This is a genomic window from Pseudomonas sp. FP2309, from assembly GCF_030687575.1.
GTDB lineage: Bacteria > Pseudomonadota > Gammaproteobacteria > Pseudomonadales > Pseudomonadaceae > Aquipseudomonas.
This window is the reverse complement of record NZ_CP117439.1, coordinates 1,457,814-1,474,985: the sequence shown is the minus strand read 5'-3', so window position 1 is coordinate 1,474,985 and position 17,172 is coordinate 1,457,814. Positions and strand designations below refer to the sequence as shown.

Here is a 17,172-nt window from a genome sequence, read left to right as displayed (position 1 = left end):
CCACGCACCATGGCCCGCACCTGCAAAACCCCAATAACAACAGGTCCAACGCCATGAGCATGTTCCGCCCTCGCCAGCTGTTGCTGGCCACCGCTGTTGCCAGTTTTGCCCTTCCTGCAATCGCCGAAGAACACGGTTTCCTGGAAGACGCCAGTGCCAACCTCAACCTGCGCAATTTCTTCTTCAACCGCAATTTCACCAACCCGACCAAAACCCAGGGCGGCGCGCAGGAGTGGACGCAGAGTTTCATTCTCGACGCCAAGTCCGGCTTCACCCAGGGCACGGTAGGCTTCGGGGTGGATGTGCTGGGCCTGTATTCGTTGAAGCTCGACGGCGGGCATGGCACCGGTGGCACCCAGTTGTTGCCGCTGGACCACGATGGCCGCCCGGCGGATGAATTCGGCCGCCTCGGTGTGGCATTCAAGGCACGTATTTCGAAGACCGAAGTGAAGGTCGGCGAATGGATGCCGGTGCTGCCGATCCTGCGTGCCGACGATGGCCGCTCGCTGCCGCAAACCCTGCGCGGCGGGCAGATCACCTCCAGAGAAATTGACGGCCTGACCCTCTATGGCGGCCAGTTCCGCGCCAACAGCCCGCGCGACGACAGCAGCATGAACGACCTGTCGATGACCGGTAAAACCGCGTTCACCTCCGACCGTTTCAACTTCCAGGGCGGCGAATACGCGTTCAACGACAAACGCACCCAGATTGGTCTGTGGAACGCCCAGCTCAAGGACATCTATCGCCAGCAGTACGTCAACCTGATCCACAGCCAGCCCCTCGGCGCCTGGACCCTGGGCGCCAACCTGGGGTTCTTCTACGGCAAGGACGACGGCAGCGCCCGCGCCGGCGCACTGGACAACAAGACCTGGTCCGGCCTGTTCTCGGCCAAGTACGGCGGCAACACCTTTTACGTCGGCCTGCAGAAACTCACCGGGAACACTGCCTGGATGCGCGTCAACGGCACCAGCGGCGGCACCCTGGCCAACGACAGCTACAACTCCAGCTACGACAACGCCCAGGAAAAATCCTGGCAAGTGCGCCACGACTACAACTTCGCCGCCCTCGGCGTGCCCGGCCTGACGTTGATGAACCGCTACATCAGCGGCAGCAACGTGCACACCGGCACGATTACCGACGGCAAGGAATGGGGGCGTGAAAGCGAATTGGGCTACACCGTGCAGAGCGGCAACCTGAAGAACCTGACAGTGCGCTTGCGTAATTCCAGCATGCGCCGCGACTACAGCAACAACGAGTTCGATGAAAACCGGTTGATCGTCAGTTACCCGCTAAGTCTGCTGTAAACCGGCGCGGCACTTACTGTATCGTGCGCGCCTGCCGCTGCTGATCCGCCCAGCAGCGGCCTCTTAATCGAGCCCGCGCCCACCATGAAATCCTTTGCCATCGCATCCGCCGTGCTTGCCCTGGCCATCAGCCTCAGTGGCTGCATCGGCGCGCCCATTGCGCTGACGCCACAGACCGAACAACGCCTGCAACGCCAGGCACCGATCCGTTTTTTGCTGACCTTCGACGATGGCCCCAGTGCCTCGGGCTACAACAACCCGAGCCGCTCGGTGGTGGCCGACCTGGCCGACAACCCGGTGTTGCCGGGGATCAAGGCGGTGTTCTTCCTGCAGACCGAAGCGGCCCGTTCCGGTGGCAGTTCGCGCGGGCGCAAGACCATGGAGCGGGAGTACGCCGCAGGTCATGTCCTGGCGTTCCACACCGCCACCGCGTTTCATACCAACCACCGCTGGCTGAACAACGCCGAACTGGATAGCACCCTCACCCAGGGGGCCGCCGACATTGCCGCAATCACCGGCGCGCCGCCGGTGTTGGTACGCCCGCCATTCTGGAACTACGACCGCCGTACCTTTGCCGCCTACCAACGCCATGGCATGCACGTATTGCTGACCGACTTGAGCGCCAACGACGGCAAAATCTGGGGCTTCAACGCCAGCCCGCGCCGTCGCGCCAACCTGTATCGACAGCTGTCCGTGGTGCGCGAGCGCATTGCGTTGGGTGAGTTGCCGACGGTGGACGGCGTGATACCGGTGGTGGTGACCTTTCACGACATCAACCGCTACACCGCGCGGCACCTGCAGGAATACCTGCAGATCCTGCTCGACAGTGCACAGGTCAACAGTCTGAAAACCGCTGCCCAGCCGTTCTACACCGACCACGCCGCGCTGCAGCGCGCGGCGCTGGCGCGCACGGTCAAGGATGTGAATGAAGAGGTGCATCTGCCCGGCGTGTGGAACTGGGTGTGGGGCGCTGACGCGCGCTGACCGCTCGAGCGCCCGTCAGGCTTGACGGGACTCGACCCCCAGCTCATCCCACACCGACTCAGCCAGGTGGAAAGTGGCATTCGCCGCTGGAATCCCGCAATAGATCGCACTCTGCATCAGCACTTCCTTGATCTCGGCGCGGGTCACGCCATTGCTGGCGGCGGCGCGCAGGTGCAGCTTGAGTTCTTCACTGCGGTTCATGCCGATCAACATGGCGATAGTGATCAGGCTGCGGGTGTGCCGCGGCAGGCCGGGACGGGTCCAGATATCGCCCCAGGCGTGGCGGGTGATCATTTCCTGGAACTCGCCGTTGAACTCGGTCAGGGCGTTAAGGCTGCGGTCGACATGGGCGTCGCCCAGCACTTCGCGCCGTACTTGCAGGCCCTCGGCGTAACGTTGTTTCTCGTCCACAGCAGACATCCTCGATGTAAATAGTTGGCAGGCGAGCGAGCTGCCCGCTCGCCATAAATCCGGGTTAAGGCGCCAGCAAAAATTCAATTACACGGTCGCTGAACGCAGCGCCAGCCTGCACATTCGACAGATGGGCCGCATAGAACTCGGCGTACTCGGCGCCCTTCACATGGCTCTGGATAAAGTGGCCGCCCGCTGGCGGTGTGACCGCGTCTTCAGTGCCGGCGATGACCAGGGTCGGTACCTTGATCGAGGCCAGTTGCTCACGGAAGTCCGCATCCCGTACCGCTGCGCAATTTGCCGCATAACCCTGGGGCGACGTGGCCGCGAGCATGTCGGTAATCTGCTTGGCCTGGTGCGGGTTGGCCTCGGCAAAGTCGGCGGTGAACCAGCGCGCAATGGAGGCGTCACGCAGTGCGACCATCGCGGCTGCACCGTCACGCAGCACCGTTTCGATGCGTGGGTTCCAGATCTCTGGCGTGCCGATCCTGGCCGCGGTGTTGCACACCACCAGACGCTGCAGACGCTCACCGGCATGAATCCCCAACCATTGGCCGATCAAGCCCCCCATGGACAGCCCGCAAAAATGCGCACGCGAAATCTCCAGCGCATCGAGCAAGGCAATCACGTCGCGGCCCAACTGCTCGATGCTGTAGGGCCCCTCGGTGACCAGGGATTTGCCGTGACCACGGGTGTCAAAACGCAACACGCGAAAATGCTCGGTAAACGCTGGGACCTGGATGTCCCACATATGCAGGTCGGTGCCCAGGGAGTTGGACAGCACCAATACCGGTGCGTCGACAGGCCCATCCAGTTGGTAATGCAGTTCGCCCTCGGCGAGTTGTACAAATGGCACAGCGGACTCCTTAGGCAGTGTGTTGAACGTGTTCAGTGACCGCGCGGCTGACCCAGGTGCGCGCCTGGCCCAGGTAGTGGGCCGGGTCGAGCAGGCGGTCCAGTTCGGCGGCGGACAGTTCGGCGGTGACCTGTGGTTCATCCGCCAGTACCGCGCGCAGGTGACGGCCATCGGCGACGGCGCGCTTGCAGCACTGTTCCAGCAGATGGTGTGCGGTTTCGCGGCCCAGGCGCTGGGCGAGCACGATGCTCACCGCCTCGGCCAACACCAGACCCTGGGTCAGGTCGAGATTGTGCTTCATGCGCTGCGGGTCGACTTCCAGCCCTTCGCTCACCAGCAGCGCCTGTTGCAAGGCGCCGGAAACCAAGCGGCAAATCTGCGGCAAGGTTTCCCACTCGGCATGCCACAGGCCCAGGCTGCGTTCGTGTTCCTGGGGCATGGCGCTGAACATCGTCGACACCAGCCCAGGCACGCGGGTCGCGGCGCTGATCAGCACGGCGGCGCCCACCGGGTTGCGCTTGTGGGGCATGGTCGAGGAGCCACCCTTGCCCGGCGCGGAGGGTTCGAACACTTCAGCCGCTTCGGTTTGCATCAGCAGGCTGACATCGCGCCCCAGCTTGCCGAGACTGCCGGCGATCAAGCCCAGCACGCCGGCGAACTCCACCAAGCGATCGCGCTGGGTGTGCCAGGGTTGGTCGGGCAAGGTCAACTGCAACTGGGCCGCCAGTGCCTCGGCCACGGGCATGGCCTGTTCGCCCAGCGCCGCCAGCGTGCCGGAGGCGCCGCCAAACTGCAGCACCAGCAGGCGCGGTTTGAGTTCGGCGAGCCGTTGCCGGTTACGGGTGACCGCCCCCAGCCAACCGGCGACTTTCATGCCCAGGGTCACCGGCGTCGCATGCTGCAACCAGGTGCGCCCGGCCAACGGCACGTCGGCATAACGCTGCGCCTGGGCGGCCAGCACATCGCCTAAACGCGCCAGGTCGGTTTCGATCAGATCCACGGCCTGGCGCAGTTGCAGGACCAGGCCGGTGTCCATCACGTCCTGGCTGGTGGCCCCCAGGTGCACATAGCGCTCGGCGCCGGCATCTTCGCTGGCAATCAACTTGCCCAGGGCCTTGACCAAGGGAATCGCCGAATTGCCCGCCGCCGCGATCGCTACGCCCAAGGCATCCACGTCGTAAAGCGAGGCCAGGCACGCCTGGGCGATCGGCGCGACGGCAGCCTGGGGAATCAACCCGACCTGCGCCTGTGCCCGGGCCAAGCCGGCTTCGAAATCCAGCATGCCCTGCAAGCGGCCGCTGTCGCAGAACACGTCGGCCATGCTGTCAGCGGTGAAGTAGGCGTCGAACAGTTGGTTACTGGTGCGCAACGTCATCACTCATCCCTTACAAATCGTGGTGCAAGTACGCCGCCTGCTTGGGCAGACGCAAGCTGAACAGGAACGCCACCGCCATCATCGCGGTGACGTACCAATAAAAGGTGTTTTCCATGCCCATGGATTTGAGCCCCAGGGCAACGAACTCCGCCGAACCGCCGAAGATCGCATTGGCCACCGCATACGCCAGGCCGACGCCGAGCGCACGCACCTGGGGTGGAAACATTTCGGCCTTCACCAAGCCGCTGATCGAGGTGTAGAAACTCACGATCGCCAGCGCCAGGGTGATCAGCACAAACGCCAGGAACGGGCTGCTCACAGTTTTGAGGGTCAGCAGGATAGGCATCGTGAACAACGTGCCCAAGCCTGCGAACCACAGCATTGAGTTACGGCGGCCGATTTTGTCCGCCAGCATGCCAAACACCGGCTGCATGCACATATAAAGAAACAGGGCGCCGGTCATGATGTAGCTGGAGGTCTTGGCATGCATCCCGACGGTGTTCACCAGGTACTTCTGCATGTACGTGGTGAAGGTGTAGAAAATCAGCGAGCCGCCGGCGGTGTAGCCCAGCACCGTGATAAAGGCCGCCTTGTGGTCGCGAAACAACGCCGCGATGCTGCCGGCGTCCTTGTCTTCACGCATTTCCTTGCTGGTGGTTTCTTTGAGGGTGCGACGCAGCAACAGCGAGATCACCGCGGCAATGGCGCCGATCACAAACGGGATGCGCCAGCCCCAGGCACGCAGTTCTTCCTCGGTGAGGATCTGCTGCAGGATCACCACCACCAGCACCGCCAGCAACTGGCCGCCGATCAGTGTCACGTATTGGAAGGACGCAAAGAACCCACGCTGGCCCTTGAGTGCGACTTCACTCATATAGGTGGCCGTGGTGCCGTACTCACCGCCCACGGACAGGCCCTGGAACAGGCGCGCCACCAGCAGCAGGATCGGTGCCCACACGCCAATGTCGTTGTAGGTCGGCAAAAAGGCGATGACCAGCGAGCCCGCGCACATCATCAGCACCGAGATCATCATCGAGTTTTTGCGACCGTGTTTATCGGCCACACGCCCAAACAGCCAGCCACCGATGGGACGCATCAGGAAGCCGGCGGCGAACACCCCGGCGGTGTTGACCAACTGCACAGTGGGGTTGTCGGACGGAAAAAACGCCGGGGCGAAGTAAATCGCGCAGAAGGCATACACGTAGAAGTCGAACCACTCGACCAGGTTGCCGGAGGAGGCACCGACGATCGCAAAGATCCGTTTGCTGCGTTCTTCTCCGGTGTAGTGACTGGTGGTTGTTGTCATGATGTTTTCACTCAGTGGGAACGGTTATAGCCTAGACACACTTTGCAACAACCATGTTCCGCATTTACTGCAGTTACAAGCTGCAAGCCACAGCGGCAAGAGCAGCGCTGGCGCAATCGCCGTTTTTTCCTGGAGCTTGCAGCTTGAAGCTTGCAACCGATGCTGATCAATAATCGAAGAACACGGTTTCCTTATCGGTGCCCTGCAAGATCACATTCCACTGGTACACGCCGTCGCCATCCGGCTGGGCGATCAGGGTGCTGCGTCGCTCTGCCGGCACACAGCCGAGCAACGGGTCGTCACCGTTCAGTGCCTCACCGTCAAAGTAAATCCGCGTGAGCAGGTGCTTGACCAAGCCACGGGCAAACACCAACACCACCAGGTGCGGCGCTTGGGTGCTGCCCTTCAGGCCCGGCACGCTGCCGGGTTTGATGGTGGTAAAGCGGAAGCGCCCTTCGGCGTCCACCGGCACACGGCCAAAGCCTTCGAAACTCGGGTCGACGGCCTTGTCCTGCTCGTCCTCCGGATGGTCGTACTTACCCGCGGCGTTGGCCTGCCAGACTTCCAGCATGGCGTCGTTGACCACATCACCGTTGCCATCCACCACTTGCCCGCTGATCGCCACGCGTTCGCCAAGGGTGGCGGCGGTGGTCATGTCTTCGCGGTTAAGCCAGGTGAGGCCGATGTGGTAGTAAGGCCCCACCGTGTGGGACGTGGTTGCGTAAAGGCTCATCTCATTTCTCCATCGGCGTGGCGTCGCGGCCGCGCAGGACGATGTCCCAGCGGTAGCCGAGGGCATAGGAAGGAATGGTTTTTTCCAGGTCGAAGCGGGCGATCAAACGCTCCTTGGCGCTGGTGTCCGGCACACAGTTGTAGATCGGGTCGTATTCGAGCAGCGGGTCGCCGGGGAAATACATCTGCGTCACCAAGCGCGTCAGCACACTCGGGCCGAACAGCGAAAAGTGGATATGCGCCGGGCGCCATGCGTTGTGATGGTTGCCCCATGGGTAGGCGCCGGGCTTGATGGTCTGGAACTGGTACCAGCCATCGGCGTCGGTCACGGTGCGCCCGGTGCCGGTGAAGTTCGGGTCCAGCGGCGCATCGTGCAGGTCGCGTTTGTGGTTGTATCGGCCAGCGGCGTTGGCTTGCCAGATCTCCACCAGAATGCCCGGCACCGGCAGGCCGTTTTCATCCAGCACACGGCCGTGAATGATGATGCGCTCGCCCTGGGGCTCGCCGTCATGCTGGGCGGTCAGGTCGTTGTCCTTCTCGTTGACCCGCTCGGCGCCGATGGTCGGGCCGGTGATTTCCGACAAGGAATGGGGCAGGAACACCAACGGCTGGGACGGCGAACGCAGGTTCGTCGACTGGTAGGCCGGGTGCAGGTAATCAGGTTGAGTGCCCGCTTGCGGGCGCCGGTAACCGGGCTTGTCACTCATGGAGCAGTCCTCTCTTATTAGATGCGTTCAATCGCCAGGGCCAAGCCTTGGCCGACGCCCACACACATGGTCGCCAGCCCCTTGCGGCCGCCGGTCTTTTCCAACTGATGCAGGGCGGTCATGACCAGCCGCGCACCGCTCATCCCCAGGGGGTGGCCGAGGGCGATGGCGCCGCCGTTCGGGTTGACCTGCGGCGCGTCGTCGGCAATGCCCAGTTCGCGCAGCACCGCCAGGCCTTGGCTGGCGAAGGCTTCGTTGAGTTCGATCACGTCAAAATCGGTGACCGCCAGGCCCAGGCGTTCCACCAGTTTGCGCACCGCCGGCACCGGGCCAATGCCCATCACACGCGGGGCGACACCGGCACTGGCCATGCCCAATACCCGGGCGCGGGCGGTAAGCCCATGTTTCTTGACCGCTTCGGCCGAGGCGAGAATCAGCGCGGCGGCGCCATCATTGACGCCTGACGCGTTGCCGGCGGTGACCGTCTTGTCGGGGCCATTGACCGGTTTGAGCCTGGCCAGCGCTTCGAGGGTGGTGTCGCGGGGATGCTCGTCATGCTCCACCACGGTTTCGCCTTTTTTATGGGCAACCCGCACCGGCACGATTTCTTCAGCGAAGTACCCGGCCGCTTGCGCGGCCGCGGTGCGTTGCTGGCTGCGCAGAGCGAAGGCATCCTGGTCGGCACGGGACACCTTGTAATCGTCGGCCACGTTATCGGCGGTCTGCGGCATCGCATCCACGCCGTATTGGGCCTTCATCAACGGGTTGATAAAGCGCCAACCGATGGTGGTGTCTTCCAGCTTCATGTTGCGCGAAAACGCAGCGTCGGCCTTGCCCATCACGAACGGCGCGCGGGACATCGACTCGACACCGCCGGCAATCGCCAGCTCCATTTCGCCGCTGGCGATGGCGCGGAATGCAGTACCGATCGCGTCCATGCCCGAGGCGCACAAGCGGTTAAGAGTCACGCCGGGAATACTCTCCGGCAGCCCCGCGAGCAACAGCGCCATGCGGGCGACGTTACGGTTGTCTTCGCCGGCCTGGTTGGCGCAGCCGAGGAACACCTCGTCCACCGCGCTCCACTGCACCGACGGGTTGCGCTCCATCAGCGCCTTGATCGGCACCGCCGCCAGGTCATCGGCGCGCACGGTGGCCAGGCCACCGCCGAAACGGCCGATGGGCGTGCGAACGGCATCACAGATAAATACCTCACGCATCATGCTTCTCCTGGTGCCTGGCCATGGGCGGCGGCCGTGCGGGCTTCGAGGTCCCGCAGGGCGGTCAGCTCAACCTCAGTGGGTTCAGCGGTGGTGTCTACGTGGTCGGCAAAGCGGATGGCCCAGCCGGTGGCCGCCACCACTTGTTCGCGCGTCACGCCGGGGTGCAGGGCGGTGACCACAAATTCGTGGGTGCCCTCTTCCGGCTCCATGATGCACAAGTCGGTGATGATGCCCACCGGACCTGCGCCCGGCAGGCCCAGGCGCTTGCGTGAATCGCCGCCTTCGCCGTGGCCCACGGAAGTGATGAAGTCCAGCTTGTCGACAAACGAACGGGACGACTGTTTAAGTATGATCAGCACGCTCTTGGCGGAACCGGCGATCTCCGGCGCGCCACCGGCACCCGGCAGGCGCACCTTGGGCTGGTGATAGTCACCGACCACGGTGGTGTTGATATTGCCGAAACGGTCGACCTGGGCCGCGCCGAGAAACCCGACGTCGATACGCCCGCCCTGCAGCCAGTAGCGAAAGATCTCACCGGTCGGCACCACGGTGTCGGCGGTTTCCGCCAGCTCGCCGTCACCGATGGACAGCGGCAGTACCGAAGGCTTGGCGCCAATCGGGCCGGACTCGTAGATCAGCACCACATCGGGCGACGACGTCAGGCGCGCCAGGTTGGCCGCTTTCGACGGCAAGCCGATGCCCACGAAGCACACCGAACCGTTCTTCAGGCGGCGCGCGGCGGCGACGGTCATCATTTCATTGGTCGAGTAAGCCATTACTTGGCCTCCTGCGCGGTGGCCAGTTTGGCCTGGAATTCACTGAAGTCGGCAGTGCCGTGGATGTATTCGTCAATCCATGCGGTAAAGGTCCCACGGTCGCGGGCAATCGGGTCCCACGCCTGGTAGAAGCGGTTATCGCGTTCGTTGTAACCGTGAGCGTAGGACGGGTGTGCGCCACCGGGTACATGGCATACCGCGGTCAGGGCCCAGGTGGGCAGGACGCAGCTGTTCATCGGGGCATTCAGGTCGTCGACGATTTCTTCCACGGTGACGATGCAACGCTTGGCCGCCAGGGCCGCTTCTTTCTGCACGCCGAGGATGCCCCAGAGCAGCACGTTGCCCTTGCGGTCGGCTTTCTGCGCATGGATCACGGTGATGTCCGGGCGTACCGACGGCACCGCCGCCAGCACTTCGCCGGTAAACGGGCAGGTCACGCTTTTGATCAGCGGGTTGACCTTGGGCAGGTCGGAGCCAGCGTAGGCGCGCAGCACCGCGAACGGCAGGCCCGAAGCGCCGGCGACGTAAGCATTGGCCAGGTCGGCGTGGCTGTGTTCTTCGATCTCCAGCGGCTGCGGCCATTGTTTTTCAACCGCGTCACGCAGGCGATGCAAGGAGCCCACACCAGGGTTGCCGCCCCAGGAGAAAATCAACTTGCGGGCGCAGCCGGCGCCGATCAACTGGTCGTAAACCAGGTCAGGCGTCATACGCACCAGCGTCAGGTCTTTCTTGCGCTGACGAATGATTTCGTGGCCTGCGGCAGTAGGGATCAGATGGGTAAAACCTTCGAGGGCGACGGTATCGCCGTCGTTCACGAAGCGCTTGACCGCATCACGCAGGGTGAGAATTTCAGCCATGGGGTTGGGCTCCCGGTGTTGATCGAAAAAGGCGCTGAGGTGGCGCCGAACAGCTTGAAGATTAAGCCGGCCCCTTAGGCCAAACAATCCGATAATCGACTAACCGTTCGATTATCGAACCGATTGTTGGCAAGCTATCAATCAACCTCAGGTCGCATCCGCGTGGCTGACCATGCCCTTGATGACCACTGCGGCAGTCGCCAAGGCAGCCGGGATCACCAACGCCGTGAGCACCTGCTCGAAGTTCCAGCCCAGACCCAGCAGGGTCGCCCCCATCCAGGCACCGAGAATCGCGCCGAAACGGCCGATACCGAGCATCCACGACACGCCGGTGGCGCGGCCTTGGGTCGGGTAGAAGCGTGCGGCCAGGGACGGCATCGCCGATTGCGCACCGTTGACACACATCCCGGCAACCAGCACCAGGGTGGCCAGCAGCGTGATGTTGCCCAGGCTCTGCCCGACCGCGTAGGCAAACACCCCGGCCAGCAGGTAGAAGGTGCCGATAACCTTGTGGGGATTGAAGCGGTCCATCGCCCAACCCACGCCGACCGCGCTCAACACCCCGCCGAACTGGAACAACGCGCCGATAAACGCGGCCTGTTCCATGCTCGCGCCGCTGTCACGCATCAGCGTCGGCAGCCAGCTGGTGAGCAGGTACACAATCACCAGGCCCATAAAGTAGGTGAGCCACAGCAGCAAGGTGCCGGCGCTGTAGGTGCCGGAGAAAATCACCGCGAACACGTTGCGGGCCTTCACGGTTTTTTGCTCGGGCACGCTGAAACTGCTGGCCTGCGCAACAATGCTTGGCTCGATCGGTGACAGGGTTTTACGCACCTTGTCGGTACCCCGGTTGCGCACCACCAAGTAACGCGCGGACTCTGGCAGCCATACCAGCAGCACCACCGTCAGGATCAACGGCAGGATGCCGCCGATCAGCAACAGGCTGTGCCAGCCGAACGCAGGGATGAGCTTGGCCGAGATAAACCCGCCGCCGGCCATGCCCAGGTTGAAGCCGCAGAACATGCTGGTGACCAGCAGCGACTTGTGGCGCTCAGGGGTGTATTCGGACAGCAGCGTAGTCGCGTTGGGCATCCCTGCCCCCAGCCCCAGCCCGGTGAGGAAGCGCAGCACCAGCAGTTGATCGACGTTGCTGCTGTAGGCCGACGCCAGACTGAAGGCGCCGAACACCAGTACCGCGCCCACCAGCACGACTTTGCGGCCAAAACGGTCGGCCAACGGGCCGGAGCCCAGTGCGCCGAACACCATGCCGATCAACGCCGCGCTCATCACCGGGCCGAGGCTGGCGCGGTCGATACCCCAGTCCTGGGACAGCGCAGGCGCGATAAAGCCCATGGCAGCGGTGTCGAGGCCATCAAGGAACACAATCAGAAAACACAGGATCACCACACGCCATTGGTAGCGCGACAGTGGCTGGGCGTTGATAAAGGACTGTACGTCCAGGGAGGTACCGACAGAAGGCTGATTCATTATTCTTATTCCACACCGATGGCGGGCCGACGGCCTGAGGCCGTCATTCTTATTGGAGGCGCGTGCAAGCGCGCTGCCGCACAGTAATAAGCCTTGGGAAACAGCGTCAATTGATCACGCCGGGATCTGTGCGGTCACCGAACAGCTTAAGCAAACAGCTGTGCACTCAGCTCACGGCTGGCGCTGAGCATGCTCGGCAGGAAGCGCTGTTCCAACTCGCTGCGACTCACCCGTCCGGCGTGGGTGCTGACGTTCAGCGCCGCCAGGACCTGGCCCGACGCGTCATACACCGGCACGGCAATAGAACGCAGGCCTTGCTCCAGTTCCTGGTCGACGATGCACCAGCCCTGCTGACGCACTTGTTGCAGGCATTCGAACAAGGCTTCGGGGGTGGTGAGGGTGCGGCTGGTCTTGGTTTGCAGGTCAGCGTGGTCGAGGTAGTCCTGCAGCGACGCGTCGTCCAGCGCGGCAAGCAGAATGCGCCCCATGGAAGTGCAATAGGCCGGCAACCGCCCGCCCACCGACAGGTCCACGGAAATCAGGCGCTGGGTGGTGGCCGAACGAGCAATGTAGAGGATGTCGTCACCTTCAAGAGTGGCCATGTTGCAGGCCTCATGAAGTTGCTCGCTCATACGATCGAGGTAGGGCTGAGCCGACACGGCCAGCGGTGTCGACGACAGGTAGGCGTGGCCCAGGGTCAGCACCTTGGGCAGCAGCGAATAGGTACGCCCATCGGTGGTGGCGTAACCGAGTTTGATCAAGGTATGCAGGCAACGGCGCACGGCGGCGCGCGGGATTTCGGTGCGGTGGCTGATCTGGGCGATGGTCAGGTGACGCTTGCGCTCCTGGAACGCCTGCACCACGGCCAGGCCACGGGCCAGGGAGGTCATAAAATCCGGATCACCGGTAAACGCCTGGATGCGCTTGGCCGGCGAGGCAACGATCGGCGGCGCTACTGACGCGAAAGAGTTGCGCAATTGATCGTTCATGGGGGGTTCCTATTCTCTTATTTTCAACCACTGGGGGATTGGGCTGCTATTACAAGCCGCGTCGGACGTGGTGCACAAGGCAGCACCCGCGACATTGGGCGATTATCGGACGCGCCGTCGATTATCGCAATTGGCGAACGAGCGCGGGCAACGCGTGGAAAAATCGCTGCCGCCGCTGCAAAGTTAATGCGACGTTTTATAACGGCTCACGTTCCGCGAAATTTATGACGCCAGTTTTCCTGCACTTACCGACGTGTCTGCGTAACAAAACTCACACACAAAGTTGACGCTTTTTAACTTTATGCCGATAGTGTTATTCAAACGCGCCGCTATAATGCACCCTGTGCACGCGCAGCCGTTTCGTTATCAGGAACAACGCTCGCCACGCCATGCACCTTCACGGCATCGGCGGTCGCAACTAACGGCCTTCAATGGCTCCCCTGATACGCAGTTCTCACTTTTAAATGTTGAACAGCCCAATGGTTCAACTTTGCACACTGTGAGCGCGAGATTCAGGCATAACGCTGTGCTGTCATTACACACTCAACTCAATTAGGTAACACTGTGACGAAAGATGAACTGCGCGCGGAACTTGAGCGCCAGGAGCAACGTTACAAGGACGTTTACGGCGGGGAAGTCACCACCTACGCCGCCCAGCCGGAACCTGAACGCAAACCCTGGCGTAAACGAGCCAGTCTGCTCGACCAGGCATTTGCCCAGGAAATCCAAAAGATTGAACAGGAACTCAAAGCCGAAGAGCCATAAGCGTTTGGATTTGAGTCCAGGGTCATGCTTCGACCAATGGCGCATAGCCATTGGTCGACCGCCCTGCACCCCTCGGTCGCCGGTAAAATTTCATACAAATGTTTCAGGCATGACGTTTTGATGACAAAACCCTGCCTTTTTACCCCCCTGCTTTATAAATCAAAGACTTGCCCAAGCCCCGAAAACCCTGGGATGGCCCGCTTTTGGCCGGCTTTTTTCAGTGAAGATTGTTACCGATGAGCAGCTAGTGCATCGATTACTGAGGTTTTCTGGCATAATCGCGCCCCCTTACGACCGGGTCAGAAAACCTTCATGATCGATTTATTCAGCGGACTGGATGCTTGGGTTCTCGTGAGCCTGTTGCTCGCCCTGGCCTTTGTCCTCGCCTTCGAGTTCATCAATGGCTTTCATGACACCGCTAACGCGGTGGCCACAGTCATCTATACCAAAGCCATGCCGCCGCATCTGGCCGTGTTCTTCTCCGGGGTGTTCAACTTCCTCGGCGTGTTGCTCGGTGGTGTCGGTGTCGCCTACGCCATCGTGCACCTGCTGCCGGTGGAGTTGCTGATCAATGTGAACACCGGCCACGGTCTGGCCATGGTCTTCTCTTTATTGGCGGCGGCGATCACCTGGAACCTGGGCACGTGGTACTTCGGCATCCCCGCCTCCAGTTCGCACACACTGATCGGCTCGATCCTTGGTGTCGGCCTGGCCAACGCCCTGATCAACGATATCCCGCTGGCTGACGGCGTGAACTGGCAGAAGGCGATTGATATCGGGGCTTCCCTGGTGTTCTCGCCGATGGCCGGTTTCCTGGTCGCAGCCCTGGTGCTGATCGGCCTGAAGTGGTGGCGCCCGCTGTCGAAGATGCACAAGACCCCGGACCAGCGCCGCAAGCTCGACGACAAGAAGCACCCACCGTTCTGGAACCGCCTGGTCCTGGTGATTTCCGCCATGGCCGTGAGTTTCGTGCACGGCTCCAACGACGGTCAGAAAGGTATCGGCCTGATCATGCTGGTGCTGATCGGCATCGTGCCGGCGCAGTTCGTACTCGACCTGGGCAGCACCACTTACCAGATCGAGCGCACCCGCGACGCTACCGTGCATTTGAGCCAGTTCTACCAGCGCAATAACGCCACGCTCGGCGAGTTCCTGGCACTGGGCAAAAGCGTGAAGGACGATCTGCCAGGCAAGTTCCAGTGCAATCCACAGCAGACCGAACCCACCATCAACGCGCTCGTCAGCACATTGAAAGGCGTCTCCGACTACCATTCACTGACCTCGGACCAGCGTATCGAAGTGCGTCGCTACCTGCTTTGCCTGGACGACACCGCGAAGAAAGTCGGCAAGCTGCCGGGCCTGGATGCGCGCGAGAAGGCGGACCTGGACAAGCTGCGCAAAGACCTGACCGCCACTACCGAGTACGCACCGTTCTGGGTGATCCTCGCTGTCGCACTGGCCTTGGGCCTGGGCACCATGGTGGGCTGGAAGCGCGTGGTGCTGACCATCGGTGAGAAGATCGGCAAGCAGGGCATGACCTACGCCCAAGGCATGTCGGCGCAAATCACCACCGCCACCATGATTGGCTTTGCCAACATCTTCGCCCTGCCGGTATCCACCACCCATGTGCTGTCTTCCGGTGTGGCCGGCACCATGGTCGCCAACAAGAGCGGCCTGCAAGGCGGCACCGTCAAGACCATCCTGATGGCCTGGGTACTGACCCTGCCCGCGACCGTCGGCCTGTCGGCCGGGTTGTTCTGGTTGGCCTCGAAGGCACTCGGCAACTGATAGCCAGTCGCTGAAGAACAAGGTGCGGCCTCACTGAGGACCGCACCTTTTTTTATGCGCCGGTTTTATCAAAAGGGATTAAATCGCAAGCAAAAAAAAGGGCGACCGAAGTCGCCCAAAATGCCTTGCGTGCTCATGTAACCCGGAAAAACCTATGGTTTTTTACGCTTGTTCGCGTCTTTCCAGATAAAAAATCCAAACCCTACAAAAAACAGCACCATGAGGCTTACGGTCAGCACTCCGGCGAACACCACATTATCGATAAACATGACCGGCCTCCTGTGCTTGCCCTGTTGCGATAGGGCTAAGTTAATGGAGAAGGCGGATTGGAAAATTGACGGGGATCAATGTCGCCCGCAACGGGGCGTAAAGAAGGGAAATAACTGACCTGCATCAATGGATGCAGGTCAGTTCAACGCTTTTTAGGTTTGTTTTTCGATTTCTTCTTGGCTTTTCCCAACGGCATCGCTTGTTCGAACGCTTGGCGCACTTCATTCAGGCGTTTGTCATTGAGGTCATGCACGCGCTTGGCGCGTTCGGCATTCAGGTCGATCAGTTTGTCGTCATCACTCATGGCTTGGCTTACGTCGTGGCGAGAATGCGCCAATAATGCGGCCTCCTCTGCCTGACGGCAAATCAGCGCGCGACAAAAGGCAGGCCGTCGCCCAAAATCGGCGCTCTCGAGCTTGCCCAGGAGGCGCATTCAGGTGGCACTGCATAAGGATCTTCCGCCATTGCTGGCCCTGCGCGCCTTTGAAGCCGTGGCGCGCCACTTGAGTTTTATCAAGGCAGCCCATGAGCTGTCGGTCACCCAGAGCGCCCTTAGCCATCAGGTGCATAAACTCGAAGCCTTTCTCGGAAAACCGCTGTTTATCCGACGCACCCGCGCCATTGATCTGACGGCCGACGGCCAGCAGTACTACGCCCACATCCGCCCGGCGCTCGACGCCATCGCCGCCGCCACCCGTGAGCAACGGGTGGCCCCCAGCGCCACGGTGCTGCGCATCGGCCTGCTGGCGTCTTTCGCCGCGCTGTGGCTGGCTCCGCGCCTGGCCGGGTTTCTCGAGCGCCACCCGCATATCCAGGTGGAATTGCTACCCGCCATTCCACTGGCCAACGTCGCCGCCGCCGAAGTCGACCTGGCCATTCGTTACGGCAAGGGGGATTGGCCTGACGTGCAGGCTACCCGGCTGATGGCGGAAGTGATTTCACCGGTGTGCAGCCCGGCGTTCAAGGCCGGCCAACGGCACAACGCGCCGCTGTTGATGGCCACCTCACACCGGCCGTTCGAGTGGACGGACTGGTCCAGGCACTATCACGTCAACCTCGAACACCACCCGCGCGTGAGGCTGCACGATTACAACATCGTCGTCGAAGCCGCCGTGGCCGGCCAGGGCATCGCCATGGGCCGCCACCGCTTGATCGAGCGCCGCCTGCAAGATGGCAGCCTGGTCGAAGCCTTCGACTGGCCGCCCTATCACAGTGACATCGGCTATTGGCTGATCACCCCCAACGGCCCTGCCAGTGAAGCGGCCGAGTGCTTTGGCCAGTGGTTGAAACACGCCTGCCGCGACGCGTGAGTTATTTCGATAGGTCCCGTGAGTTCTATCCGTT

Annotated in this window: 18 protein-coding genes; 5 read left to right on the top strand and 13 right to left on the bottom strand. The window is 61.9% G+C overall.

What is annotated here, in order from left to right:
- Nucleotides 1-53 precede the first annotated feature (53 nt).
- Complete coding sequence (locus PSH59_RS06675) at nucleotides 54-1,304, top strand: OprD family porin (RefSeq protein WP_248083998.1); 1,251 nt, start codon at nucleotides 54-56, stop codon at nucleotides 1,302-1,304.
- A gap of 84 nt (nucleotides 1,305-1,388) precedes the next feature.
- Nucleotides 1,389-2,288, top strand: coding sequence for a polysaccharide deacetylase family protein (locus PSH59_RS06670; protein ID WP_305394604.1), 900 nt, complete (start codon nucleotides 1,389-1,391; stop codon nucleotides 2,286-2,288).
- A gap of 15 nt (nucleotides 2,289-2,303) precedes the next feature.
- Here PSH59_RS06670 and pcaC read toward each other — a convergent pair whose 3' ends face one another.
- The 11 genes from pcaC to pcaR form a co-directional block, all read right to left on the bottom strand.
- Nucleotides 2,304-2,699, bottom strand: a complete 396-nt coding sequence (gene pcaC, locus PSH59_RS06665; protein WP_248084000.1) for a 4-carboxymuconolactone decarboxylase — start codon at nucleotides 2,697-2,699, stop codon at nucleotides 2,304-2,306.
- Nucleotides 2,700-2,763: 64 nt separating this feature from the next.
- Complete coding sequence (gene pcaD, locus PSH59_RS06660) at nucleotides 2,764-3,555, bottom strand: 3-oxoadipate enol-lactonase (protein WP_305394603.1); 792 nt, start codon at nucleotides 3,553-3,555, stop codon at nucleotides 2,764-2,766.
- 10 nt (nucleotides 3,556-3,565) lie between these two features.
- Nucleotides 3,566-4,930, bottom strand: a complete 1,365-nt coding sequence (locus tag PSH59_RS06655) for a 3-carboxy-cis,cis-muconate cycloisomerase (RefSeq protein WP_305394602.1) — start codon at nucleotides 4,928-4,930, stop codon at nucleotides 3,566-3,568.
- Between the two features lie 10 nt (nucleotides 4,931-4,940).
- Complete coding sequence (locus PSH59_RS06650; protein ID WP_248084003.1) at nucleotides 4,941-6,236, bottom strand: MFS family transporter; 1,296 nt, start codon at nucleotides 6,234-6,236, stop codon at nucleotides 4,941-4,943.
- Between the two features lie 166 nt (nucleotides 6,237-6,402).
- On the bottom strand, nucleotides 6,403-6,969 hold the full coding sequence (gene pcaG, locus PSH59_RS06645) for a protocatechuate 3,4-dioxygenase subunit alpha (protein ID WP_305394601.1): 567 nt from the start codon (nucleotides 6,967-6,969) through the stop codon (nucleotides 6,403-6,405).
- A 1-nt stretch (nucleotide 6,970) separates the two neighbouring features.
- Nucleotides 6,971-7,675, bottom strand: a complete 705-nt coding sequence (gene pcaH, locus PSH59_RS06640; protein ID WP_176994768.1) for a protocatechuate 3,4-dioxygenase subunit beta — start codon at nucleotides 7,673-7,675, stop codon at nucleotides 6,971-6,973.
- Nucleotides 7,676-7,692: 17 nt separating this feature from the next.
- Nucleotides 7,693-8,895 carry a 3-oxoadipyl-CoA thiolase gene (gene pcaF, locus PSH59_RS06635; RefSeq protein ID WP_305394600.1) on the bottom strand — a complete coding sequence of 401 codons (1,203 nt, stop codon included), beginning with the start codon at nucleotides 8,893-8,895 and terminating at the stop codon, nucleotides 7,693-7,695.
- Nucleotides 8,892-9,671: a CoA-transferase subunit beta gene (locus tag PSH59_RS06630; protein ID WP_248084006.1), complete on the bottom strand. Its 780-nt coding sequence runs from the start codon at nucleotides 9,669-9,671 to the stop codon at nucleotides 8,892-8,894. The genes pcaF and PSH59_RS06630 overlap by 4 nt, the downstream gene beginning before the upstream one ends.
- A complete protein-coding gene (locus PSH59_RS06625; RefSeq protein WP_248084007.1) occupies nucleotides 9,671-10,528 on the bottom strand; it encodes a CoA transferase subunit A in 858 nt (285 codons plus the stop codon). Before PSH59_RS06625 ends, PSH59_RS06630 begins: the two co-directional genes overlap by 1 nt.
- 147 nt (nucleotides 10,529-10,675) lie before the next feature.
- The gene (locus tag PSH59_RS06620; RefSeq protein WP_305394599.1) at nucleotides 10,676-12,016 is read right to left on the bottom strand and encodes an MFS transporter; all 1,341 of its coding nucleotides are present in this window, start codon (nucleotides 12,014-12,016) and stop codon (nucleotides 10,676-10,678) included.
- 146 nt (nucleotides 12,017-12,162) lie between these two features.
- Nucleotides 12,163-13,005, bottom strand: a complete 843-nt coding sequence (gene pcaR, locus PSH59_RS06615) for a pca regulon transcriptional regulator PcaR (protein ID WP_025855315.1) — start codon at nucleotides 13,003-13,005, stop codon at nucleotides 12,163-12,165.
- A 564-nt stretch (nucleotides 13,006-13,569) separates the two neighbouring features.
- On the opposite strand from pcaR, the gene PSH59_RS06610 reads away from it, so the two are divergent.
- On the top strand, nucleotides 13,570-13,770 hold the full coding sequence (locus tag PSH59_RS06610) for a hypothetical protein (RefSeq protein ID WP_003172389.1): 201 nt from the start codon (nucleotides 13,570-13,572) through the stop codon (nucleotides 13,768-13,770).
- 312 nt (nucleotides 13,771-14,082) lie between these two features.
- Nucleotides 14,083-15,558: an inorganic phosphate transporter gene (locus tag PSH59_RS06605; RefSeq protein WP_248084010.1), complete on the top strand. Its 1,476-nt coding sequence runs from the start codon at nucleotides 14,083-14,085 to the stop codon at nucleotides 15,556-15,558.
- Between the two features lie 152 nt (nucleotides 15,559-15,710).
- On the opposite strand, the gene ccoM is transcribed toward PSH59_RS06605, so the two are convergent.
- Together ccoM and PSH59_RS06595 are read right to left on the bottom strand one after the other, a co-directional pair.
- A complete protein-coding gene (gene ccoM, locus PSH59_RS06600) occupies nucleotides 15,711-15,827 on the bottom strand; it encodes a cytochrome c oxidase subunit CcoM (RefSeq protein ID WP_017530457.1) in 117 nt (38 codons plus the stop codon).
- 143 nt (nucleotides 15,828-15,970) lie between these two features.
- A complete protein-coding gene (locus PSH59_RS06595) occupies nucleotides 15,971-16,165 on the bottom strand; it encodes a hypothetical protein (RefSeq protein WP_248084024.1) in 195 nt (64 codons plus the stop codon).
- Nucleotides 16,166-16,265: 100 nt separating this feature from the next.
- On the opposite strand from PSH59_RS06595, the gene PSH59_RS06590 reads away from it, so the two are divergent.
- The gene (locus PSH59_RS06590) at nucleotides 16,266-17,138 is read left to right on the top strand and encodes a LysR substrate-binding domain-containing protein (protein WP_305394598.1); all 873 of its coding nucleotides are present in this window, start codon (nucleotides 16,266-16,268) and stop codon (nucleotides 17,136-17,138) included.
- Nucleotides 17,139-17,172: the final 34 nt, after the last annotated feature.